This window comes from Halolactibacillus sp. JCM 19043 (assembly GCF_001310395.1).
GTDB classification, from domain to species: Bacteria; Bacillota; Bacilli; order Bacillales; family Amphibacillaceae; genus Halolactibacillus; species Halolactibacillus miurensis.
In genome coordinates this window covers 35333-58006 of record NZ_BAXD01000006.1, presented here as the reverse complement: position 1 = coordinate 58006, position 22674 = coordinate 35333, and the positions used below count along the sequence as shown (strand labels likewise).

Annotated in this window: 15 protein-coding genes, 7 pseudogenes and 1 other annotated feature; of the genes and pseudogenes, 7 read left to right on the top strand and 15 right to left on the bottom strand. The window is 42.1% G+C overall.

All coding sequences use genetic code 11. The features are described 5' to 3' along the window. Positions 1 to 277: 277 nt before the first annotated feature. Together JCM19043_RS05205 and JCM19043_RS05200 are read left to right on the top strand one after the other, a co-directional pair. Positions 278 to 1896, top strand: a pseudogene (locus tag JCM19043_RS05205) (ABC-F family ATP-binding cassette domain-containing protein). A gap of 594 nt (positions 1897 to 2490) precedes the next feature. Beyond that, positions 2491 to 3830 (top strand): annotated as a pseudogene (locus tag JCM19043_RS05200) (FAD-dependent oxidoreductase). Between the two features lie 61 nt (positions 3831 to 3891). Here JCM19043_RS05200 and trpA read toward each other — a convergent pair. From trpA to JCM19043_RS05160, 9 genes and pseudogenes are all read right to left on the bottom strand, one after another. Beyond that, positions 3892 to 4671, bottom strand: a complete 780-nt coding sequence (trpA, locus tag JCM19043_RS05195; RefSeq protein ID WP_062320596.1) for a tryptophan synthase subunit alpha — start codon at positions 4669 to 4671, stop codon at positions 3892 to 3894. Beyond that, positions 4664 to 5863, bottom strand: a complete 1200-nt coding sequence (gene trpB, locus JCM19043_RS05190; RefSeq protein ID WP_062320595.1) for a tryptophan synthase subunit beta — start codon at positions 5861 to 5863, stop codon at positions 4664 to 4666. The genes trpA and trpB overlap by 8 nt, the downstream gene beginning before the upstream one ends. Continuing rightward, positions 5844 to 6476, bottom strand: coding sequence for a phosphoribosylanthranilate isomerase (locus JCM19043_RS05185; RefSeq protein WP_062320593.1), 633 nt, complete (start codon positions 6474 to 6476; stop codon positions 5844 to 5846). Before JCM19043_RS05185 ends, trpB begins: the two co-directional genes overlap by 20 nt. Beyond that, positions 6469 to 7230 carry an indole-3-glycerol phosphate synthase TrpC gene (gene trpC / locus JCM19043_RS05180; protein WP_062320591.1) on the bottom strand — a complete coding sequence of 254 codons (762 nt, stop codon included), beginning with the start codon at positions 7228 to 7230 and terminating at the stop codon, positions 6469 to 6471. Before trpC ends, JCM19043_RS05185 begins: the two co-directional genes overlap by 8 nt. Next, complete coding sequence (gene trpD, locus JCM19043_RS05175; RefSeq protein WP_369813770.1) at positions 7227 to 7997, bottom strand: anthranilate phosphoribosyltransferase; 771 nt, start codon at positions 7995 to 7997, stop codon at positions 7227 to 7229. Before trpD ends, trpC begins: the two co-directional genes overlap by 4 nt. Then, entirely contained in the window at positions 7994 to 8251 is a 258-nt protein-coding gene (locus JCM19043_RS18665) for a hypothetical protein (RefSeq protein WP_369813769.1), read from the bottom strand. The genes trpD and JCM19043_RS18665 overlap by 4 nt, the downstream gene beginning before the upstream one ends. Beyond that, positions 8248 to 8835: an aminodeoxychorismate/anthranilate synthase component II gene (locus tag JCM19043_RS05170; RefSeq protein WP_062320588.1), complete on the bottom strand. Its 588-nt coding sequence runs from the start codon at positions 8833 to 8835 to the stop codon at positions 8248 to 8250. Before JCM19043_RS05170 ends, JCM19043_RS18665 begins: the two co-directional genes overlap by 4 nt. Next, positions 8832 to 10252: pseudogene (trpE, locus tag JCM19043_RS05165) on the bottom strand (anthranilate synthase component I). The gene JCM19043_RS05170 and the pseudogene trpE overlap by 4 nt, the downstream one beginning before the upstream one ends. Positions 10253 to 10356: 104 nt before the next feature. Next, positions 10357 to 10577, bottom strand: a binding site (T-box leader). A 432-nt stretch (positions 10578 to 11009) separates the two neighbouring features. Next, positions 11010 to 11555 (bottom strand): 3-dehydroquinate synthase II, encoded by a 546-nt coding sequence (locus JCM19043_RS05160; RefSeq protein WP_062320587.1) that lies wholly within the window; start codon positions 11553 to 11555, stop codon positions 11010 to 11012. Between the two features lie 114 nt (positions 11556 to 11669). Here JCM19043_RS05160 and JCM19043_RS16290 point away from each other — a divergent pair, with 114 nt between their 5' ends. Beyond that, positions 11670 to 11816, top strand: a complete 147-nt coding sequence (locus tag JCM19043_RS16290) for a hypothetical protein (RefSeq protein ID WP_156321340.1) — start codon at positions 11670 to 11672, stop codon at positions 11814 to 11816. Between the two features lie 78 nt (positions 11817 to 11894). Here the strand turns inward: JCM19043_RS16290 and JCM19043_RS05155 are convergent. The 3 genes and pseudogenes from JCM19043_RS05155 to JCM19043_RS18070 form a co-directional block, all read right to left on the bottom strand. Further along, a pseudogene (locus JCM19043_RS05155) lies at positions 11895 to 13329 on the bottom strand (glycoside hydrolase family 1 protein). Positions 13330 to 13543: 214 nt separating this feature from the next. After that, on the bottom strand, positions 13544 to 13813 hold the full coding sequence (locus JCM19043_RS18075) for a nitroreductase family protein (RefSeq protein WP_062320585.1): 270 nt from the start codon (positions 13811 to 13813) through the stop codon (positions 13544 to 13546). An 8-nt stretch (positions 13814 to 13821) separates the two neighbouring features. Further along, on the bottom strand, positions 13822 to 14100 hold the full coding sequence (locus JCM19043_RS18070; RefSeq protein WP_062320583.1) for a nitroreductase family protein: 279 nt from the start codon (positions 14098 to 14100) through the stop codon (positions 13822 to 13824). A 266-nt stretch (positions 14101 to 14366) separates the two neighbouring features. On the opposite strand from JCM19043_RS18070, the gene JCM19043_RS05140 reads away from it, so the two are divergent. The 4 genes and pseudogenes from JCM19043_RS05140 to JCM19043_RS05125 all read left to right on the top strand — a co-directional run bounded on the left by JCM19043_RS05140 (position 14367) and on the right by JCM19043_RS05125 (position 19149). Continuing rightward, on the top strand, positions 14367 to 15533 hold the full coding sequence (locus tag JCM19043_RS05140; RefSeq protein WP_062320581.1) for a galactokinase: 1167 nt from the start codon (positions 14367 to 14369) through the stop codon (positions 15531 to 15533). A 69-nt stretch (positions 15534 to 15602) separates the two neighbouring features. After that, positions 15603 to 16594 (top strand): annotated as a pseudogene (gene galE, locus JCM19043_RS05135) (UDP-glucose 4-epimerase GalE). Positions 16595 to 16596: 2 nt separating this feature from the next. Continuing rightward, positions 16597 to 18071 (top strand): annotated as a pseudogene (gene galT, locus JCM19043_RS05130) (UDP-glucose--hexose-1-phosphate uridylyltransferase). 110 nt (positions 18072 to 18181) lie between these two features. Then, positions 18182 to 19149, top strand: a pseudogene (locus JCM19043_RS05125) (aldose epimerase family protein). Between the two features lie 83 nt (positions 19150 to 19232). Here JCM19043_RS05125 and JCM19043_RS05120 read toward each other — a convergent pair. The 3 genes from JCM19043_RS05120 to JCM19043_RS05110 form a co-directional block, all read right to left on the bottom strand. Next, positions 19233 to 20270, bottom strand: a complete 1038-nt coding sequence (locus JCM19043_RS05120) for a methyl-accepting chemotaxis protein (RefSeq protein WP_062320579.1) — start codon at positions 20268 to 20270, stop codon at positions 19233 to 19235. A 265-nt stretch (positions 20271 to 20535) separates the two neighbouring features. After that, positions 20536 to 21162, bottom strand: a complete 627-nt coding sequence (locus JCM19043_RS05115; RefSeq protein ID WP_062320577.1) for a hypothetical protein — start codon at positions 21160 to 21162, stop codon at positions 20536 to 20538. Next, positions 21155 to 22354, bottom strand: a complete 1200-nt coding sequence (locus tag JCM19043_RS05110; RefSeq protein WP_062320574.1) for an ROK family transcriptional regulator — start codon at positions 22352 to 22354, stop codon at positions 21155 to 21157. Before JCM19043_RS05110 ends, JCM19043_RS05115 begins: the two co-directional genes overlap by 8 nt. Positions 22355 to 22674: the final 320 nt, after the last annotated feature.

Here is a 22674-nt window from a genome sequence, read left to right as displayed (position 1 = left end):
GTTCTCGAAAATCGATTGTTTTTATTACTCATCACGCTTAAAAATCGGTAATTTATACTAATTGCGATAATCCCCACCTATTTTTAACCATAAACAGCCAAGTTATTCCCCTTTCCTCATCTCTAGACAGACCATCACACGCACTCATCCTTGTCATTTTTTCTTCATTATATGTCGAATCCACATTCCTTTTTTATATTTGAGCTAATAATATTGACTAACAGACGGGAATCATCTAAAGTAGGCTCTATGAGCTTAATGATGGAGGAATGCACGGATGTTACAAGCAACAAATGTAAGTTTACGGTTTGGAGATAAAAAGTTATTTGAAGATGTGAATATTAAATTCACACCAGGCAATTGTTATGGATTGATCGGGGCGAATGGTGCCGGCAAATCAACGTTTCTAAAAGTCCTCTCGGGTGAAGTTGACCCTCAAAGCGGTCATGTCTCACTCGGTAAAGATGAACGGTTAGCCGTCTTGAAGCAGGATCACTTTGCTTATGAGAGTTACCCAGTGACTGAAACGGTCATTATGGGACATAAACGTCTTCACGAAGTGATGAAAGAAAAAGATGCTATTTACGCAAAAGACCCGTTCACAGAAGATGATGGCATGAAAGCTGCTGAACTTGAAGGTGAGTTTGCGGAAATGAACGGTTGGGAAGCTGAATCAGATGCGCAAATTTTATTAAAAGGTCTTGGTATTCATGAAGACTTACACGATAAATTGATGAGTGATTTATCCGGTTCAGAAAAAGTGAAGGTATTACTTGCCCAAGCGCTATTTGGTAGTCCTGATATTTTACTATTAGATGAGCCAACCAACCACTTGGACATCCAAGCGATTCAGTGGTTAGAAGAATTCTTAATTAATTTTGAGAACACGGTCATTGTCGTTTCGCACGATCGTCACTTCTTAAATAAAGTCTGTACGCATATTGCCGATGTTGATTTCGGTAAAATTGCGTTGTATGTTGGTAACTATGACTTCTGGTACGAATCAAGTCAACTTGCCCTACAAATGGCACAAGATCAAAATAAGAAAAAAGAAGAAAAAATTAAGGAACTACAAAACTTTATCGCACGCTTTAGCGCAAACGCATCGAAGTCAAAACAAGCGACTTCTCGTAAAAAGATGTTAGATAATATTTCACTTGAAGATATTAAACCATCGTCTCGCCGCTACCTTATGTGGCCTTTAAACCAGAGCGCGAGATCGGTAATGACCTACTAAAAGTGGAAAACTTATCAAAAACGGTTGAGGGTGTCAAAGTATTAGATAACGTCAGTTTCACCTTAAATCGAGACGATAAAGTCGCCTTTGTGGGTAAAAATGAACTCGCAAAATCAACGTTGTTTGATATTTTAATGGGTAAACAAGAAGCTGATAGTGGCACGTTCACTTGGGGTGTAACGACCTCACAAGCTTACTTACCGAAAGACAACAGCGAATTCTTTGAAAATAATGACCTGACACTTGTTGAATGGTTACGTCAATATTCTCCAGAAGATCAAACAGAAACCTTTTTACGTGGTTTCCTTGGCCGGATGTTATTTAGCGGTGAAGAAGCGTTAAAGAAAGCAAAAGTGTTATCTGGTGGAGAGAAAGTACGTTGTATGCTGTCGAAAATGATGCTGTCAAGCGCCAACGTGTTAGTCCTTGATGAACCGACAAACCACTTAGACTTAGAATCTATCACAAGTGTGAATAACGGCTTAATTAACTTTAAAGGTTCACTTTTATTCACCTCACATGACCACCAGTTTATCAACAGTATCGCGAATCGTCTGATTGAAATCACACCACAAGGTGTCATCGATAAAGAGATGAGCTATGATGAATATGTGACCGATCAAAAACTACAAAAACAAATTGCCGCAATGTATGCGTAAATCAATAAAGAGCCTTCGGGCTCTTTTTTTGTGACTATCGCTTTTTCAAATAACTCTCCCCGCTTTTTCTTCACAACTACTCACTCCTGTTTCATGTTCACTGAACGCGCCGTTAGCTTTAATTAATCTCAGTCCTTTACTTTCTTCCTATGACTTAATATAGATATTAACGGGATATACTAGGATGAACACTACCCTTTTTTTACTATTCATTGATCCAGCCGCATAGTTTTTCTAATAACGGGTATATGAATACTAATGCAGATTTTATTGTTTTCCGATTTGCGTTCATTTCCTTTTTTTACTTATATTGTGAACAAAACAACAGATGAATTTATGAAATTTTTGTGAATTTTTAAGTAGGCGGTGATTCAAACGTTGCTATATCAACCTTTTAAAAAATAGTTTGTGAAAACATGTTCAAACTCTTGTCACATTTTAAACAAAGTAGTATAATAAGTTTGTAAAAGAAATCACAAACACTTCCCCTCACGTTTTGTAGGAGGGTTTAGTTTTTCTAACGTTTGTGATTAAACATACAAGTCTCATACATTTACACTAAATAACACGATTAAATTATTGGAGGAATGGAAAATGAAAGTTGCAGTAATTGGATGTACACACGCAGGAACAGCCGCTATTAAAAACACATTAGAGTTATACCCGGATGCTGAGATTCATGTGTTCGAACGTAATGACAACGTCTCTTTCCTATCTTGTGGGATTGCTCTTTATGTTGGTGGCGTCGTAGATGATGCGCAATCACTTTTTTATGCATCAGTAGAAGGATTTGAAGATAAAGGCGTCCACATGCATATGGAACATGAAGTTGTGACGGTTGATGTCGAACAAAAACAACTCGAAGCGAAAGATTTAAAAACAGATGAATTCACGATTCATAGCTATGATAAACTGATTGTCACAACCGGTTCTTGGCCAATTACCCCACCCTTCCCTGGTCTTGACTTAGAGAACGTTGTTTTATGTAAAAACTATGATCACGCAAAAGAAATTATCCGTCGTTCAGAAGACGTACAAAAAGTAACGGTTGTTGGCGGTGGCTATATCGGGGTTGAACTCGTTGAGGCGTTTGAGGAAAATGGCAAAGACGTAACATTAATCGATGCGGAAACACGTATTTTAAATCGTTACCTTGACCAAGATTTTACTGACCCAGTTGAAGCAACCTTACGCGAAAAAGGCGTGGAATTGCGTCTACAAGAACTCGTGAAAAGCTTTGAAGGTACAGATAAAGTTGAACGCGTCGTAACCGATAAAGGCGAAGTAGAAGCTGAACTTGTTGTGTTATGTATCGGATTCCGTCCAAACACCGATCTATTTAAAGATCAATTAAACATGTTACCAAATGGTGCGATTGTTATTGATGAATATATGCAAACAAGCGCAAAAGACGTCTACGCAGCAGGTGACTGCTGTGCGGTGCCTTATAACCCAACGAAAAAAGCGCAATACATTCCACTTGCGACAAACGCCGTAAGAATGGGGACACTTGTGCACAAAACTTAGTAAAACCTACATTGAAGCACCCTGGTACACAAGGGACGTCAGGTCTTAAGTTGTACAACCATCACCTTGGTTCATCAGGCCTCACTGAAGGTGCTGCTAAAATGAATGACATGGAAATTGGCGTTGCTTACTATGAAGATACGTATCGCCCAGATTTCATGCCAGACAACAGTATCATTAAATTAAAACTTGTTTATGATAAAAACACTCACCGTGTTCTAGGTGCCCAAGTTATCTCAGATACTGATTTAACACAAGTCGTCAATACTGTCTCAGTTGCGATTTCTCGTGACATGACGATTGAAGAATTAGCTCTAACAGACTTCTTCTTCCAACCACACTTCAATAAGCCGGTTAACTACTTAAACCAAGTAGCACTTAATGCGATGGCAAACGAAGTAAAATAACGTTAACCCTACACATGCAAAAACAAGCGTCCTATTAATGGGCGCTTGTTTTTTAGTTTGGTTATGTTGATTGTTTACTTGCTTCTATCATAGCTTTAATGATCGCTCGATCCCCTTCGTGGAAGGCTTTCACGATCCGACTTCCAACAACAACCCCATCACAATGACCAGATAACATCTTCACTTGTTCTTCTGATGAGACCCCAAATCCAGCTAACACAGGTGTATTCGCACCATTTTTTAAATGCGCCAAATACTGATGCACTCGGTCTGTGAACGTTTGACGTTCTCCAGTTGTACCTGTGACTGTGACGGCATATAAAAAGCCTTCTGTTCGTTTTTTTAGTTCTTCTTGACGTGTGGTTGGACTCGTAAGAGCGACGAGTCGAATGAGCGCTATATCGTGTTGTGTCAATATATCCGTGATCATTTGTTCTTCTTCCATCGGTAAGTCAGGAATAATTAAACCGCTGACACCCGCGTCAACACAAGCCTTGGCAAAAGCTTCAATCCCGTAACGATAGACGGGGTTCATATACGTCATTAATATGATTGGCATATTTCTTTCTTTTGACACTTTTAATGTATCAAACACGCCTTGAACCGTTGCGCCACTCTTAAGGGCACGAATACCTGCTTCTTGAATCGTTTCCCCGTCCGCAACAGGATCAGAAAACGGGAGACCGAGTTCAATCGCACTAGCGCCACACGTTTCTAAAAACTGAATCCGTTCGTTTAAAGCATCTAATCCTCCGTCACCCGCCATAATATAGGGCACAAATAATTTATCTCCCCGAGCGAGAATTTCCTTAAACCGTGCATCTAGTCGTTGTTTACTCATCACTTTGACCTCCTAATACCGCCTTCACTGTCTCAACATCTTTATCCCCGCGTCCCGATAAACAGACGACGATGGATTGATCTTCTGTCATCGCTTGAGCGAGCTCAGGTAAATAACCAATCGCATGGGCGCTCTCAAGTGCCGGAATAATGCCTTCAGTTTCAGACAAGAGCTTAAGCCCAAATAGCGCATCTTGATCGGTCGCTGAGACATACTCGACCCGGTTAATATCTTTTAAATGGGCGTGCTCTGGTCCAATGCCTGGGTAATCGAGTCCGGCCGAGATCGAGTCTGCTTCCGTGATTTGACCATCGTCATCTTGGAGTAAGTACGTCATCGTTCCGTGTAAGACACCGACACGACCACCGGTGAGTGTTGCGGCATGCTTACCTGTTGATATACCGTGGCCCCCTGCTTCGACACCATACATCTTAACCGACGCATCATCCACAAACGGATAAAACATCCCCATCGCATTACTCCCGCCTCCGATACAAGCGATGAGCGCGTCAGGTAATCTGCCGGTTTTCTCGTTAAATTGTTGTTTCGTCTCCCGCCCAATCATACTTTGAAAATCTCTCACGATTTGCGGGAACGGGTGCGGACCGACCACGGAACCGATAATGTAGTGGGTATCTTCGACATGACTGACCCAGTAACGTAGCGCTTCGTTCACCGCATCTTTTAACGTGGCACTTCCATGATGAACCGCTTCTACTTTTGCCCCAAGAAGTTCCATCCGGAATACATTGAGTTTTTGGCGCTTTATATCTTCTGCGCCCATAAAGACAATGCATTCGAGACCAAGTAAGGCACATGCGGTGGCGGTTGCTACCCCGTGTTGGCCGGCGCCTGTTTCAGCGACAACTTTTTTCTTCCCCATATGTTTCGTGAGTAACGCTTGACCAAGGGCGTTATTGATTTTATGCGCCCCCGTATGATTCAAATCTTCACGTTTTAAATAAATCTTGGCCCCACCAAGTTTTTTGGTTAGGCGCTCGGCGTAGTAAAGAGGTGTCTCTCTTCCGACATAGTCCTTTAAATAATAGTGAAACGTCTCCAAAAAGTCTGGGTCATTCTTGACCTCATTATAAGCTTCTTCTAATTCAAGGACCGCTGGCATGAGCGTTTCCGGGACAAACCTTCCGCCGAATTGACCGAAATGCCCCGTTTCATTTGGTTGTTGATACATGTTTTCCCCTACCCTTCGCTTTGTCGATAAATGCTGTTATTTTATGATGATTTTTTTTTCCCTCTGTCTCTACACCACTGGAAACATCAAAGCCACTGACATTGTTTAGTTGTTTCGCAGCGTTAAGGTTATCCACGGTTAACCCTCCCGCAAGGAGAACGGGTGTATGAAGGTCAATATCTGTTAACCACGTCCAGTCAAAACTTTCTCCTGAACCTGGTAAGGCACCATCAACGAGTAAATAGTCACAAACACCGTCATAAGCTTTGAGCTGTTTGACATCGTCCGCCGTTTGTAACTTTAACGCTTTTATACAAGGGACGTGATAGGTGCGAAGTTCAGCTGGTGTTTCGCTGCCGTGAAGCTGTACATAATCAAGACCAATATCGCTTGCGATTTTTTCGACTGTGTCTTTTGGACAATCGACAAATACGCCCACCGTTTTAATAGATGTTTCGAGTGAACGAATAAGCGTTTTGGCTACGTCCGGTGTGACTTGACGTTTACTTTCCGCAAACACAAAACCGATAAAGTCCGCACCACCTTGTTCAACCACTTGAGCCGTCTCGATATCTGTCACCCCACAAATTTTCACTAAAGGTGCCTTATTCATGAAGAAACGCCCCAATCATCTGTTTTGGATCGTGTGTCATTAACGTTTCACCGACCAACACACCACTTGCTCCGGCACGCTTTACTGTTAAAACATCCGCGACTTCTTTCATCCCACTTTCACTAATGATGTTGACGCCGTTTAAATCAACAGCTTTCATTAAGTCAAGCGTTTGATTGATCGATGTCGTAAATGTTTTTAGATTACGGTTATTTATCCCAATCAAAGGACATCCCAGTGCCAAGGCTGCCATTAGTTCTTCTTTGTCATGGACTTCAACTAACACTTCTAAACCAAGCCCAGTCGCATAGTGATACAAGTCCCTTAGCTCTTGATCTGTCAGCGCACTGACTATGAGTAAGACCACATCGGCTCCTGACTGATAGGCGAGGTCAAGTTGAATAGGATCAATAATAAATTCTTTATTTAAGACAGGAATGTTGACCACTTGTTTAACTGCCACTAAATCATCCATCGAACCTTTAAAATACTCGCGATCAGTTAACACCGAAATCATCCCTGCCCCGTATTGCTCATACGTCTTCGCCTGGGTGACCGGGTCTAATGTGTCATTAATAATCCCCTTTGAGGGCGACGCACGTTTAAACTCAGCTATCACTTGAAAAGGCGCTGTGTTAAATTGGTTAAGAAAAGAGACAAGTGGTGCTGTCCGCTCCCTGTTCGGATCCAGTGTTTGTTTCAATGTGTTCACTTCTTGTTTTTTCGTTTCAATGATCTCGGTTAAAATACTCACTTTGCCACCTCTTTTTGCTTTTTACTAAAAGCAATCATCGTTTCTAGTTTTTTGAGCGCATGGCCTTCATCAATGCTTTGTTTCGCAAGAGCGACACCTTCTTTTACGGTTTGTGCTGTGCCATCCGCAAAAATCGCCAGAGCTGCATTGAGTAATACCGTGTCCCGGTGAGGTCCTGGCTCACCTTCGAGGACGCGTCTTAAGATGTCGGCATTCTCTAATGCATCTCCTCCTCTAATCTCACTTGCTTCAGCGTAACTTAAGCCAACATCTTCTGGTGAAATCGTAAAGGGTAACAGTTCGCCGCTTTCAACTAATACCCCGTGTGTCTCCCCGTGAAGCGCCGCTTCATCCATATAGTCCGGGCCATTAATGACGACGGCCCGCTTTCTTCCGAGTTGATGAAGCGTAGCGCCCATCTCCATTAATAAATCACGTCGATAAATACCGACAAGTTGTGTCGTTAATTCAACTGGGTTTGTTAGGGGGCCAATCAAATTGAAAATCGTTGGTATACCGAGTGCCCGTCTAATGCCGGTCACTTGTTTCATCTTCGGATGGACGTTTTGCGCAAATAAGAAAGCGATATCGTTTAATTTTAGTAATGCATACGTCTGGTCTGGGCTTAGGTTAATGTCGACACCGAGCGCTTCTAAGACGTCCGCACTCCCGGTCTTACTGGAAATACTACGGTTTCCATGTTTGGAGACGGTAATCCCAGCACCCGCAACGACAAAGGCACTCGTGGTGGAAATATTAAAACTCATCGAACCATCCCACCAGTCCCGCAGTTATCCATCGCTTTCGGTAAGTCCTCTGGTAGTAAAACGGCTTGTTCTCTAATGACATTGACAAGACCCGTCAGTTCTGAGACCGCTTCTTTTTTATGTTTAAGACCAATCAAGAAACCACCAACAGCGGCGGGGTCAGTAGATGCGTCAAACATTAATCTTGTCGCTTGTTCCATTTCTGTGATGGTTAAATCTTCACCTCGAGTAATCTTCTCTAAGTAAGGTTTCATTGGTCGGTCTCCTTTCTAATGGTCTGAAAGAAATTGTTCAATAACGTATGCCCATCGGTTGTCCCAATTGATTCTGGATGAAACTGCATCCCGTAAATCGGTAACGTCTTATGTTTTAAAGCCATGATCTCATCATCGTCAGTTGAACGGGCCGTGATCGTTAAACAATCAGGGAAATCTTTTTCAATCGCCACGAGTGAGTGATAACGCATCACGTTTATCTCAGGTGGTAAGCCGGTAAATAAGTCCTCACCATGATGGGTAATCACTGACTGTTTCCCGTGTTTCACATGTTTCGCATGGCTCACCACACCTCCGAAGACTTCGGTAATCGCTTGATGACCAAGACAAATACCCAGTATCGGATACTTGTCACCGAGTGTGTCAATCACGTCTAAACAAATACCAGAATCTTTTGGTGTTCCAGGACCAGGTGAAAGAATAATCGCTTCTGGGTTTAATTGATTAATTTCTTCTAACGTCATGGCATCGTTACGAACAACCTGAACGTCTTCACCTAATTCACTCATATATTGAAACAAGTTATACGTAAACGAATCATAATTATCGATCAGTAACATCATCGTTTAAACACCTCCACTAACGATTTCGCTTTATTTAATGTTTCTTCATATTCACTTAATGGATCAGAGTCATAAACAATCCCAGCACCGGCTTGCACGTAAGCCTGGTGGTCTTTGACAACCATCGTCCGAATCGAGAGAGCAAGATCTAAGTCTCCGTTCATATTAATGTAGCCACACGCCCCGCTATAGACACCACGTTTTTTCGTTTCAAACTGATTGATCAACTGCATCGCTTTAATCTTCGGTGCCCCTGAGACCGTACCAGCCGGTAAGGTAGCTGTTAGTGCATCGAGACTATCCATTGACGCGTCAAGCGTAGCTCGTACTTCTGAGACGATATGCATCACATGTTCATAGCGCTCAATCATCATAAATTTCGGTAAACTGATCGAGTGGACTTTGGCAATCCGGCGAGATCATTCCGACTTAAGTCCACCAACATTTTATGTTCTGCCCGCTCTTTTTCATCGGCTAAAAGCTCTTCGGCGAGCTTGTCATCTTCAACAGTTGTCTGTCCTCTTTTTCTTGTTCCAGCGATGGGATTTGTCACAACGTCCCGCCCGCGGACTTGAATCAAGCTCTCCGGTGAGGTGCCAAGAACCACATACGGACCAAACTGAATGTAATACATGTACGGCGATGGATTACTGATACGTAATTTCCGATACAGTTCAAACGGATCTTCGGTATAATCGGCAACAAGCCGCTGCGACAACACGATTTGAAAAATATCTCCGTCAATGATATGTTGTTTTGCTTCATTCACTTTATCCATAAACGCTTGTTTTGACAGCGTTGGTTTAAAGGTGATCTGTAAGTCATGATCTTTTTTCACATCATGCGCTTGTCTAATTTCTTCCTCAAGCTTATCTAATGATTCGACTAACGCCACCTCATCACGGTCTTCGGTTAAGTCAACCGCAATTAACGTCACGGTTTGATTTTTATGGTCAAAGACGATGACTTCTTGATAAAACAACAAGTGAACATCAGGCATATCAAGTTCATCTTCAAGGACTACTCCAATGTCTTCATAGCCTCTGATCACGTCATAACCGATATACCCAATCGCTCCGCCGTAAAATAAATACGGTAAGCCTAAGTCAACCCGCGGGATTTCTCTTTTCACGATCTCAATCGGTAAAGTATCTGTCTCTTTCGTCTTCTCACCTGTCCGGTGATTGATCACGGTCACTGTTTTCTCTTCACCAATCACTTCTTTAAACGGTGATTGCCCGATAAAGGAATAACGCCCCTTTTCCCCGTGACCGAGTGAACTTTCTAAAATAAACTTTTTCTCACCTTTCATCTGTTGATACACCGAAATCGGTGTGAGAACGTCCCCTGTAAATGTCCGTGTTTTAAATCGCAATCGTTTCTCCTCCTTTTTCTTCTCGCCTTCATCTCTACTCACTCAACTGATTTCGCTAACGTCACAACATTTTTAACTCACTGCCTTATTAATAGTCGCTATTTAAATTGGGATAAAAATATCCCTTATCCATCACAAAGAATAGATAAGGGGACGATTTATAAAAACCGCGGTACCACCGCCTGTTTAGAGAATATAGTCTCTACACTTAGTTGATAACGGAGCATCACTCCGGCTAGTGAGCTACTTAGTGGTTCACTCCTGCACTCAAAAGGCCATTCATCACGGGGTTATTACTGATTCACACCATCCATCAGCTCTCTTTATAATAACCACCGTCACTACTTATCTTTTTCCTCGATTTTTATATTCTGTTGTTTTGTATGTGTCCTTTTTTACCTCATGTTCGTCTACTGACACATGTGACTTCATTTAAAATTAAAAAGAGGGCCTCGTCCAAAAAGGACGAGTTCCCTCGTTATGCCACCTTAATAAAAAGTCAGACCGATCAGCCTGTGTTTTGTGGTAACGGCAAAACAACTCCCGTTAAAGCCTACTCTATACAACGTATATTTCGGTTTAATGCTTCGAAAAGCCCATTCATCTTATCGCTCACCACTGGTTCGCAGCACCACCAGCTCTCTTTAGATCAGCTTGATAAAACTACTCTTCTTTTCTTCATCGCGCATCATTTTTTAAGTTACAACTATCTTAGTATGAACCGGACCGTTTGTCAACAAAGAATAGTGAATTTTCTAAAAATTAATCCATCCCTCTATTCTTACCTTCTGTCCCACACTTATATTTCAGTAATGACTTCTTCAATCCGCTCACCTAAATGGCGTCCAGGTTGATCACGTCTCACGGTTAAGGAATCCCCCACAGTTAATTGTTGGGCCTGTACCGCGGTTTTGTCCGCTGACAGTAAATAGACACTATCCGCATCTTGAACGGTGACCGATATGACTTGTTCCTCTGTTTCCAGCTCAATTCTTAGAAACGGACGGTACTCTTTTTTCACGCGGCCAACCGTGACAAGTCGCTCTGTTTCTGGTCCTTTAACCATCAGTGCGTCACCTGGTGTGACTTCTGCGAGATACGTCGTTTTATTCTCATCTTTTACGAGGTAATGATGATAGGCCCCAGCATTAATACGAAAAGGGCGTTTGGGGTACGTGTCTGTTTCGCGATTTTCCGCAAGAGCTAAGCAATAGCCACTCCCCGTATTCCCAATCCAGACACCTTCAAGTGGGTCGAGTTCATCAATGAAGTCAAGACACACTCGCAGTCCTTCACCAATCGATGTTATTTTTGTAACCTTTCCTGTCGTCACTGCGTCACTCATAGTAAGACACCCTTTCTGTATAGTAACATCATTAAATTGGAAACAGTTTTTACTTTTCAATCTCTATCTTAACATATACAATAAGAAGGGAATTTAATTTAGGGGGAAAAAGCGGTGCGTCAAGGTTTATTCGTATTGTTTTTAATGTTAATACTCGCATTTTTTGTGATTGGTTATCAATCAGAACAGCACCAAGAGTCACATGAAGATTCATCTGTCATTGTCTCAACTGGAACCATCACAGTATCACCATATGTATAAATTAAGAGGCAGGTCAATGTTGACCTGCCTCTTAATTTACATTCTATTAAACTACCTTACATATTCCAATCATTAACCTTACTCTTCTAATCCGTTACGTTCAATAATGTCTTTATACCAATAATAACTCTTCTTTTTAATCCGTCGTAAATCTTTTGGTCCCTCTTCATCACGGTTGACATAAACAAAACCGTAACGTTTCTGATACCCGTTCAGCCAGCTGAGTAAGTCAGTAAATGACCACGTACAATAACCTAATACCGTCACCCCATCACTGATCGCATCTTGTATGGCTGCGACGTGTTTTTTAAGGAAATCAATCCGGTAGTCATCATTCACAACATCACCGTCTTCTAACGTATCAAACGCACCAAGCCCATTTTCCGTAATGAGTACCGGTAAGTGGTAGCGACTTTCAATCCGTCTTAGAGCGACCCGTAACCCGTCCGGGTCAATCGTCCAGTCCCAATCCGTCGTTTCTAAGTAGGATTTTGTACTTGTTTAAACAATCCTTCTGTCCCGGATTCTTGTTGGGTCCCTTTCTTACCCGTCGTATTCATTTCTGCTTCTCCTACCCCGTCTAGCGGGTTATGTTTGATCGTGGCAGTTTGATAATAATTTAAGCCCATAAAGTCAGGTTTAGCCGAGGCTAACAACTGAAAGTCACCCGGTTCAATCGTCGGCGCAAGACCGTGTTTCTCTAAATAGTTCCAGATGACTTGTGGATAACGACCAAAGGCATACACATCCATCCACCAATGCGCATTTAAACTTTCAGCATTTTCCTGTGCGATGATATGTTTAGGATCAGCATCGTATGGATACGTTGGTGAGTAGGCAAAACTCGGACCAATCTGACCGTCTGGTACGAGCTTATGGAAACTGTTGATCACCGTCGCATTCGCTAAGTTCGCGATATGATTGGCTTCATACATCCGTTTTAAATCTTTTACACCCGGTGGATGTAGGGCTTTTTGATAGCCAAGACCGACAAAGATATTTTGTTCATTTAACGTGACCCAATATTTCACCCGGTCCCCGTACCGCTTAAAAAGTGTCTGGCAATACGCATCAAAGTCTTTAATAATCTCGCGTGATTCCCAAGCGCCATAAGCGTCCATCAGGCTTGTGGGACGTCCCAGTGATACACGGTAATAACGGGTTCAATATGATAGTGAAGTAACAGGTCAATCAGTTTATCATAAAAGATAAGTCCTTGTTCATTCACGTCGCCATTGCCTTCTGGATAAATCCGTGACCAAGCGATAGAAAAGCGATACGCTTTTAAACCTTGTTCATGCATCAGTTTAACGTCTTCCTCAAAGCGATTGTAATGATCGACCGCAATGTCGCCATTGGTATCTTTAAAGGTCGTACCAGGAATTTTCGTATACACGTCCCAAACCGATGGGCCTTTGCCATCCGCATCATGGGCGCCTTCAATTTGGTAAGCCGCTGACGCTGAACCCCATAAGAAATCAGCAGGAAACGGTGTTTTTGTTTGATGTTGCATCGATATTGCCTCCTCTTGTCGTGATAAATATCATTCATGATAATAAGTCATCATGATTGAAGAAAAAACATGTCATAATATCAACGTTTTAAGTAAAAAAATCTCTCAATTACTTAAAATCATCTCATTAATTATAACTTAATCCAAACGAAAGACAAAGTCAACCGAAAAAGAAGCGTATCACTATCATGATCACGCTTCTTGTCGGTTATTTTTAATTTAATTCAGTGATGCGGGTATCAAGATCCATTCGCGGCATCGCTCTTGGAACTTTTTTAGGGTAACCGAGTTGAATCATCCCGACGAACTTCTCACCTGGTTTCACACCAATCAGTTCACGGAACGCTTCTGTATCTGTCAGTGGCCCTGTTTTCCAAATCATACCGAGACCTTTTTCCCAGCCAATTAAACTTAAGTTATGAATAATCAAGCTCGTTGAGGCATAGTCTTCTTGACGGCGTTTTAACTCATGGCTTTCATTCATAAACACCATCACATAAACCGGGACTTGGCTAAATGTCCCGTAGCTTTGTTGAATGCGCGGTCTTTATCTTCTCCCGTTTTACCACGCGCCATAAAGTCTCCCGCTAAATTAGCCAGTTGTTCTTTCGTCTCGCCGGTAATAATCGTAAAGCGCCAAGGTTGTGTCATTTTATGATTCGGTACCCAGACGGACGTTTTTAGCATCTCTTTTACTAAGTCAATGCTGACAGGTTTATCTTCAAATAATGAGACTGACCGTCTCTCTTTAATGAGTGTTTCAATATCCATCTTCATCCCCACTTTCTTTATGGTTTCATCGTCATTATAGCAGAGACTGTTTGAAAAATCAGTTAACTTGCTTAGAGTGTGACGCAACGTCAGTCCATTTTTGCGAGTCATATCCTGCCTTCTTTTGATAGAACTTTCTATAAAAAAAAGCGCTAGCCCGTTGCATTTAAAGAGACGCCGTGATATGATAATGATAGTTAATAAATTAATTTAATTAAGTTTTACGGATAGTCTTATTACTCACATTTGAAAGGAATGAACGAAACATGAACACACACACATTAGTCAACACATTTGAACACATTTTTGGCGAGGGCGGGGACATCCGTACCTTTTTCGCCCCTGGTCGCATCAATCTGATCGGTGAACATACCGATTATAATGGAGGGTATGTCTTCCCTGCCTCTATTTCTTTTGGTACCTATGCTGTTGCTCGTAAGCGGGATGACAACGTCTTACGCTTTTACTCCATGAATTTTGAAGACCTTGGCATAATCACCAGTTCATTAGCTGACTTAAGCTATAATAAGGCGGATAACTGGGCCAACTACCCCAAAGGTATGACGGAAGCTTTTAACACCCATGGGTATACCGTTGATTCAGGATTTGACGTTCTTTACTTCGGTAACATTCCAAACGGCGCTGGTCTTTCTTCTTCTGCTTCTATTGAAATAGCGACAGGCGTCTTACTTGAAACATTGTTTAATCTCACGATTGATCGTGTGGAGATGGTCAAACTCGGTCAATATGTTGAAAACCATTATATTGGTGTTAACAGCGGGATCATGGATCAATTTGCGATTGGCATGGGTAAAGACAAGCATGCGATTCTACTCGACTGTCATACGCTCGACTATGAATACGCTCCCGTTGAACTCGGAGAATATGTTATTATGATTATGAACACAAATAAACGCCGTGAGCTAGCCGATTCAAAATATAACGAGCGTCGCAGTGAATGTGAAAGTGCCTTAAAGGACTTACAGAAAGAACTCGACATTAACAGTCTTGGAGATCTGTCAGTTGAGGACTTCGACGAATATAAACATTTGATCAGTGATGAGACAAAACAAAAACGTGCCCGTCATGCCGTTTATGAGAACGCTCGCACAAAAGAAGCGTTTACTAAACTACATGATAAAGACTTAGTCGCGTTTGGTCAGTTACTCAACGACTCACATACCTCACTGCGTGATGACTATGAAGTTACCGGACTTGAACTAGATACACTACAAGAAGCTGCCGTCCAACAAAAAGGTGTGCTCGGCGCTAGAATGACTGGGGCTGGATTTGGTGGATGTGCGATTGCGCTCGTTGAAAAAGCAGAAGTAGATGCATTTAAACAAAACGTAGAAAAAATGCACACAGACAAAATCGGCTACGCACCAACATTCTATGAAGCTACGATTGGCGACGGCGCAAAAGCTTTGTAAGAACATCTTAATGAATAATAAGCACATGAAATTTAATGACTAACTGAATGATTTTAAGGAGGCAAACACATGAATATTTTAGTATTAGGCGGAGCGGGTATATCGGGTCTCATGCCGTTTATCAATTAGTTGAACAAGGCCATAACGTGAGTGTGGTCGATAATTTACAAACCGGTCACAAGGACGCCATCCATCAAGATGCAGATTTTTTTGAAGGCGATATTCGCGACTTAACCTTTATGACCGATGTCTTAACAAAACAAAACATTGAGGCTGTGATTCACTTTGCGGCGAACTCTCTTGTTGGGGAGTCAATGGAGAACCCATTAAAATATTTTGACAACAACGTTTATGGAACCCAAGTCGTGCTTCAAGCCATGCAAACAGCCGGTGTTAAAAACATTGTTTTCTCTTCAACAGCGGCGACTTACGGCGAACCAAAACAGGTACCAATCACAGAAGATATGCCAACGGTACCAACCAATACGTACGGTGAAACAAAATTAACGATGGAGAAAATGATGCATTGGTGTGAAAAAGCCTACGGCATCCGTTACGTTTCCCTGCGTTACTTTAACGTTGCTGGCGCAAGAGACGATGCGGCGATTGGTGAAGACCATGACCCAGAAACACACTTGATTCCGATTGTGTTACAAGTCGCACTAGACCAGCGTGAACATATTACGATTTACGGTGACGACTATCCAACCGCAGATGGGACATGTATTCGTGACTACATTCATGTTGAAGACTTAATCGATGCTCATATTTTAGCGGTTAAATATTTATTAGACGGTGGCGACAGCAATATCTTTAACTTAGGCTCATCTGTTGGCTTCTCGGTCAAGGAAATCGTTGATGCCGCTCGCTCTGTCACTGGACATCCGATTGAAGCAAAAATCGGTGAACGTCGTGCGGGTGACCCATCCACGTTAATCGCTTCAAGCGATAAAGCAAAACAAATCCTTGGCTGGTCACCGAAACGCACGGAAATCAATCGTATTTTAGCCGACGCATGGCGCTGGCACCAAGCTCATCCACACGGCTACGAGGAGGCATAAAGATGGTCACACACTACATTGAACGCTTGATTGATTTAGCGATTGACACCGAGTTAATCACCGCACGCGACCGCATTTATGCACGTAACCAAATACTCGGTCTATTAGACTTACAGACCTTTACTGCACCAGCTGACACATTAACTGAAGGAACCATTCCTGATTGTCTAAAAGCGTTACTAGATGATGCCGTCACGCGCGGCGTCATCAGTGACGCGCTAGATGAGCGTGAACAACTCGACGCAAAAATAATGGATACCTTCCTTTCTAAACCGACAGAAATTAATGCGACATTTAAACAGCTCTATGATGAAGATCCGACAAAAGCGACCGATTACTTTTATGCGCTCAGTCAAAACAGTCATTATATCCAAACCGAGCGCATTGCAAAGAACATTCAATATGAACGTCAAACGTCATTTGGTAAGGTAGATATTACGATTAACTTATCCAAACCTGAAAAAGATCCCAACCAAATTAAACGGGAACGTGAAATGAAACAAGACGTGAAATATCCACAATGCTTACTTTGCATCGAAAATGAAGGCTATCCGGGGCGCACGGGACACCCTGCCCGTTCGAATCACCGCGTAATCGATGTGGATTTAGGCGGCGAACAGTGTACTTCCAGTATTCACCGTACGTGTATTACAATGAGCACAGTATCGTCTTTTGTGAAGAGCATCGTCCGATGGTCATTAGTGAATCCACATTCACCCGACTACTCAGCTTTGTCGAACAATTCCCGCACTACTTTATTGGGTCAAATGCGGATTTACCGATTGTTGGGGGAAGTATTTTAAGTCATGATCATTACCAAGCGGGACGTTATTCATTTGGGATGACAGAAGCCGATGATTTATTCAGCTTTACCCTTGATCAATTCCCTGAGATTGACGCGTCTGTCGTCAATTGGCCGATGTCAGTCATTCGTCTGAAACACGAAGATAAAGCACCACTGATTAAAGCGGGGGCTCATATTTTAGACACGTGGCGTGACTACAGCGATGAAGCGGCAGATATTTTAGCTTATACTGACGAAACACCACACAATACGATTACGCCGATTGCGCGCATGCGTAACGGACACTATGAACTCGACTTAGTCTTACGTAACAACCGGACAACGGATGAACATCCAGATGGATTGTTCCACCCACATCAAGATGTGCACCATATTAAGAAAGAAAATATCGGTTTAATTGAAGTGATGGGACTTGCCGTCTTACCTCCACGTTTAAAGCCAGAACTTGATGAAATGAAGGCTTATCTATTAGGTTCAGAAACGATTAAAGATCATCATAAAGCTTGGGCTGATGAGCTCAAACAATCTGAAACCATCACAAAAGATAACGTTGATGCGGTCGTTGATCAAGCTTTAGCTGAAAAATTTGTCCGTGTCTTACAGGATTCTGGGGTGTTTAAGTCGAATAATACAGGTATGGAAGGATTTAAACGCTTTTTAGCACGCCTTTAAACACCATACACTCACAAGAATAAGGAGGGATTGCATTGGCAATAACAACAAAACCTGTAGAGGTTGAAGGTCACGACTGGCATCTCTACACATTGACAAACAAAAATAATATGTCCGTCAGCTTTTTAGATTACGGTGGGATTATCACTGAAATCATTACACCAAATAAAGCCGGGGTTCAAGAGAACGTCGTGCTCGGTTACCGTGACTATGCCGGTTATTTAAACAATAAGACGTATTTTGGTGCCTTAATTGGACGTGTCGCTGGGCGCATTGAAAACAGTACCTTTGTCCTTAACGGAGACACGTATCACGTTCCTGAAGTCGAAAATGGCCACAGTCTACACGGTGGACCAGGCGGGCTTCATACCCAGGTGTTTGAAGTTGAAACACTCGAACATGCCTCAAGTACAGAAGCTGTTCTATATTACACGAGTAAAGACGGTGACCAAGCTACCCCGGTACGGTGACGTATAAAATCAGCTACGTTTTAGCTGACAATAATACGTTCACGATTCGTTATGAAGCTGTTAGTACAAAGGACACCGTGCTTACCATCACCAATCATAGTTACTTTAACTTATCGGGTAACTTAAAAGAGACGATTCTTGATCATGAAATTACACTTGACTCTGGACAGTTCGTTGAACTGGATGATGAGCTCATCCCAACCGGAAAGATTTTACCGGTATCAGGGACAACCTTTGATTTCACTCAAGGACGGACAGTCCGCGGTGCTGTTGATTCAACGGACCCACAAAATAAATTAGCGTTACAAGGCTATGATCATTACTTTATCTTTGACCATAGTAAAGATGACGTCGTCGTCGTAAAAGACCCTAAGAGTGGACGCAAACTTACCGTTCAAACTGATCAACCCGGTATGGTGATGTATACATCGAATGCCCTTGATGATTCGTTAACGTTAAAAGAACAACCATCTCAAAAATATTTGGGTGTCTGTCTCGAAACGCAAAGTTCACCAGCGTCACTTGTACATGATGGTTTCCCATCCATTTTCCTTCCGAAAAATGAGGTCTATCGTTCAAAGACAACATTCGCCTTTGAAACAGAATAACACCTAGAAAAAGCCACTCAACAACCGTTGAGTGGCTATTATACTCTTACATCCTTTTTACAGTCTTCTTAACTTTTTCTCTATTAACTCACATATGCTTTTTCTCGTATGCTTATGTCTTCACTACTTGAATGAAGAGGTTCGGCGATGACGACAAACCACCCCTTCCCCTCATAATGATTGTAGCCACTTGTTTCACAGTAGCTATACAACGTATCGTCTTCAATAACGTAGCCTTTTTTTGCCCCGTCATCTAGCACCCGTGACACTACTCTTAGGCAGGTGACATCTTTTTTAAAAATATCGGTCGCATCACGTGAAGCAATCACTTGTTTATCATTATTTATCACGTATAAGTTAGTTCGATTGCCAAATGTCATCGCGCTAATAATCTCTAATATATAGTCCCAGTTAAAGCGTGTCGTAAAGACCCCCACCATCGTATCCCCATCATAAATAGGCGCCGCAAACACCATCGTTTCACATTCAAGTGTCTTTGATGTGTATAAATCACTGACATATACCTTACCTGTTTCTCTCACGTACTGAAACCATTCTCTCCCGCTAAAATCATCCGTTTTGGCAACGTTCATATCCACATTTGCGACCCGCTTACCTGCGATATCAACAATCATTAAATCATGATAGACTTCATAGATCCGGTGAATGTCTATAAGCAAGGCTTGTGCTTCCTGTCTAGCGGTCGCGGTTTGTTCTTTCGCCGCATGTTTAACAGACTCAAATGTTGCCCAAGCTTGAACGTCACAGTGACGCTCAAATAAATTTCGGTCAATCTTATCAATCGTGTCAAACGCCATATCTGTCGTCCGAAGCGCAATTATATGATTGGCCCGCTCTTCGATCCGACCGATGATTTGTTTACTTTCACCACTTAGTTCCAGCGTTGCCTCTGCAAACGTCTTAATCTCTTTTGCGACAACACTAAATCCTTTTCCTGCTTCATTTGCACGAGCGGCTTCAATTCCTGCGTTTAACGCCAAAATATGTGACTGTTTTGACAGTGTTTCCAGTGACGTCATCACCTCATGTATGCGGTGACTTTCTGCTTTTAACTGTTGCATTAATACCGACATATTTTCATCTTTAAGAAAGGCTTCCATTATCAACACCCTTTTTTATCCTTTTCAACATAGTAGCACAGTCGACCTTTCATCTACTAGACTTTATACTCAGATTGATTAAAGAAGTATTGATACCATCTCACCATGAGATAGAACCGTTCATATAGAACGGGTTGTTCTTTTTCGTTCGTATATATTTTTTATTCGCGAAAAAAGATGGCTGCTCCACCGAAGTAGAACAGGCATCTTTGATTATCATACACATATAAAGCTGTTTTCACATGATCGTCATTCACATACCTTCTTACTCATAAGGGCCGGCGTACACTTTCCAAATCCCGTCTTGTCTACGTAATTCAGCGACATGGGTCGCACTAAAGAGTTCGAACCTCACACTCATTTTCACGATATCTTTATCGGTACGTGATTGAATCTCGTCCACATGGAGGTCATAAAAGTAGCGAAAATCTAGTGCCGTTTCTAAGTACTCACGAAACAGTTCTTCTTGGTAATAGGCCTGTAAGTCAGTGAAATCATCAAATGATCCGTCATTATATAGAATCGATGTACTGACACCATCTTCTCCAGTTACGAGACTATGCAAAAAGACGACGAACATTTCATCTGAAGTGAAGGACTCAAAGTGAGTCAGGTCATTTGTCTCAAGAAATGCCTGGTAATGTCCGCGTGCTTCTTCATCCAATTGTTCAATATAAGAGAAATTTTGTGGCCGCTGTAACTGTTGAATCGATGCGCGCAGGGCTTGATTATCACGCGTCAGCTCAGCAATTGTTTCTTCCTGTTCTGATAGTTGTGCTTGTAAGGCCTGGGTCCTATCGGTCTGAGTTTCATCTTCACTACATCCTGAGAGGATGAGTGATATAACAATAAACACCGTTAAATAACTGACTATGTGCGTAAACTTAAACATCGATCTCACCGTTTCGCTTAAACAATTCCACGAGAATAAGCGCGACCGCTCCTAAGGCTGAGGCATTATCCCCTAGTTTTGAGACAAGAATAGGCGTGTCTTTTGCTTGGGCGGTGAGTGCACGGCTTGCTACGGTGCGCTGGATTTCAGGTAATAAATACTTACTTGCCTTCATTACACCACCGTTTAATAACACCCGGTCAGGATTAATCGTATGAATGACATTGGTAAGACCAACCCCAATTGCCTCAGCTGTCTCCGTTAACAAATGCTGACTAAAGGCATCACCTTGTTCCGCTGCTTGATACAAGTCATAAGCTGTTGGTGATTGGTGCGTTAATAGCGTATCTGCACCTGCTTTTATTGCCTGTTCGGCCCGCTTTTGAATCGCTTCGCCTGAAACGATTGTCTGCAGACAACCTCTATTCCCACAAGTACATACATCTCCATGTAAATCAATCGTCATATGACCAATCTCACCAGCAATATGGGCTTTCCCGCGGTACAGTTCATCATCAATCACAACCCCAGCGCCGACACCACTACCAATATTGACTGCGAGTAAGTTATTGATGCCTTTGCCTTCACCAAACCACGTTTCTGCAAGCGCAAGTGCTCGGGCATCATTTTCAACTTGTACCACGAGATCAAAATGCCCCGTTAACACATCTTTTACTGGAATGTCACGTAAGTTTAAGTTAGGTGCATACAACCCCACTCCGCGCTCAGCATCAACAACCCCGTGCATGGCCACACCGATACCGATCAATTGATCCATATACGACGCATTGCGATTAATTAACCCATCGGTTTCTTCAATCAATAACTGTAAATACGCCTCTTTTGATATTCCCACTGGGACATCTGTCTTTGCGGTATCGATCATGTCTGCTTGTAGATTGGTTAAGACAATCGTCACATCTCGCGGACCAGCATCAATACCGATCACATAAAAAGCCTCATGATCAACGACGAGTAAGGTTGGCTTGCGCCCGCCTTTTGACTCGCCTTGCGCACTTTCTTTGACGATTTGTTGTTCAATGAGCTCTTTCACAATCGTCCCTACCGTTGGTGGGGTAAGTTTAATATCTTTCGCAATTTCCGCTCGAGAAATCGGGCCATCATTCAATATTTTATTTAAAATTAACGATTTATTTAATCGCTTCATCGCTTGAAAACTTCCGCGTTTCATTATTTTTCCTCCAACTGCCAACTCGACTTGGTATATTCGCACTTCATTAAAATAATTCACTATCTAAATTATCATTTTACCATGTACAGACACGCTTTAAAAGTTATCTTCACGATTGTTTGTGTCAAGTTGTTCTCGACAAGAATAATGATTGGACGCGTTTACTTTATATCATTCCATCAAACTTCTTATATGTGATCTTAAATATAGGCTAACACATAATAGATGATGACAAGTTCATGCTATCAATAGCATGAAGTCCCTAGCTACTTATGTACCTAACGATATAGATTACAAAGGTTGAACTTTTTTAAACCATC

Coding starts and splice junctions, on each gene's coding strand:
- JCM19043_RS18075 (WP_062320585.1), bottom strand. CDS start 13,813: ATGAATGAAAGCCATGAGTTAAAACGCCGTCAAGAAGACTATGCCTCA.
- JCM19043_RS05120 (WP_062320579.1), bottom strand. CDS start 20,270: ATGGAAGCCTTTCTTAAAGATGAAAATATGTCGGTATTAATGCAACAG.
- JCM19043_RS05115 (WP_062320577.1), bottom strand. CDS start 21,162: ATGTTTAAGTTTACGCACATAGTCAGTTATTTAACGGTGTTTATTGTT.
- JCM19043_RS18070 (WP_062320583.1), bottom strand. CDS start 14,100: ATGGATATTGAAACACTCATTAAAGAGAGACGGTCAGTCTCATTATTT.
- trpD (WP_369813770.1), bottom strand. CDS start 7,997: ATGAGTTTTAATATTTCCACCACGAGTGCCTTTGTCGTTGCGGGTGCT.
- JCM19043_RS05160 (WP_062320587.1), bottom strand. CDS start 11,555: ATGAGTGACGCAGTGACGACAGGAAAGGTTACAAAAATAACATCGATT.
- JCM19043_RS05110 (WP_062320574.1), bottom strand. CDS start 22,354: ATGAAACGCGGAAGTTTTCAAGCGATGAAGCGATTAAATAAATCGTTA.
- trpB (WP_062320595.1), bottom strand. CDS start 5,863: ATGTATCAACAACCAAATGAAACGGGGCATTTCGGTCAATTCGGCGGA.
- JCM19043_RS05140 (WP_062320581.1), top strand. CDS start 14,367: ATGAACACACACACATTAGTCAACACATTTGAACACATTTTTGGCGAG.
- JCM19043_RS05185 (WP_062320593.1), bottom strand. CDS start 6,476: ATGAATAAGGCACCTTTAGTGAAAATTTGTGGGGTGACAGATATCGAG.
- JCM19043_RS05170 (WP_062320588.1), bottom strand. CDS start 8,835: ATGATGTTACTGATCGATAATTATGATTCGTTTACGTATAACTTGTTT.
- trpA (WP_062320596.1), bottom strand. CDS start 4,671: ATGAGTAAACAACGACTAGATGCACGGTTTAAGGAAATTCTCGCTCGG.
- JCM19043_RS18665 (WP_369813769.1), bottom strand. CDS start 8,251: ATGAAACCTTACTTAGAGAAGATTACTCGAGGTGAAGATTTAACCATC.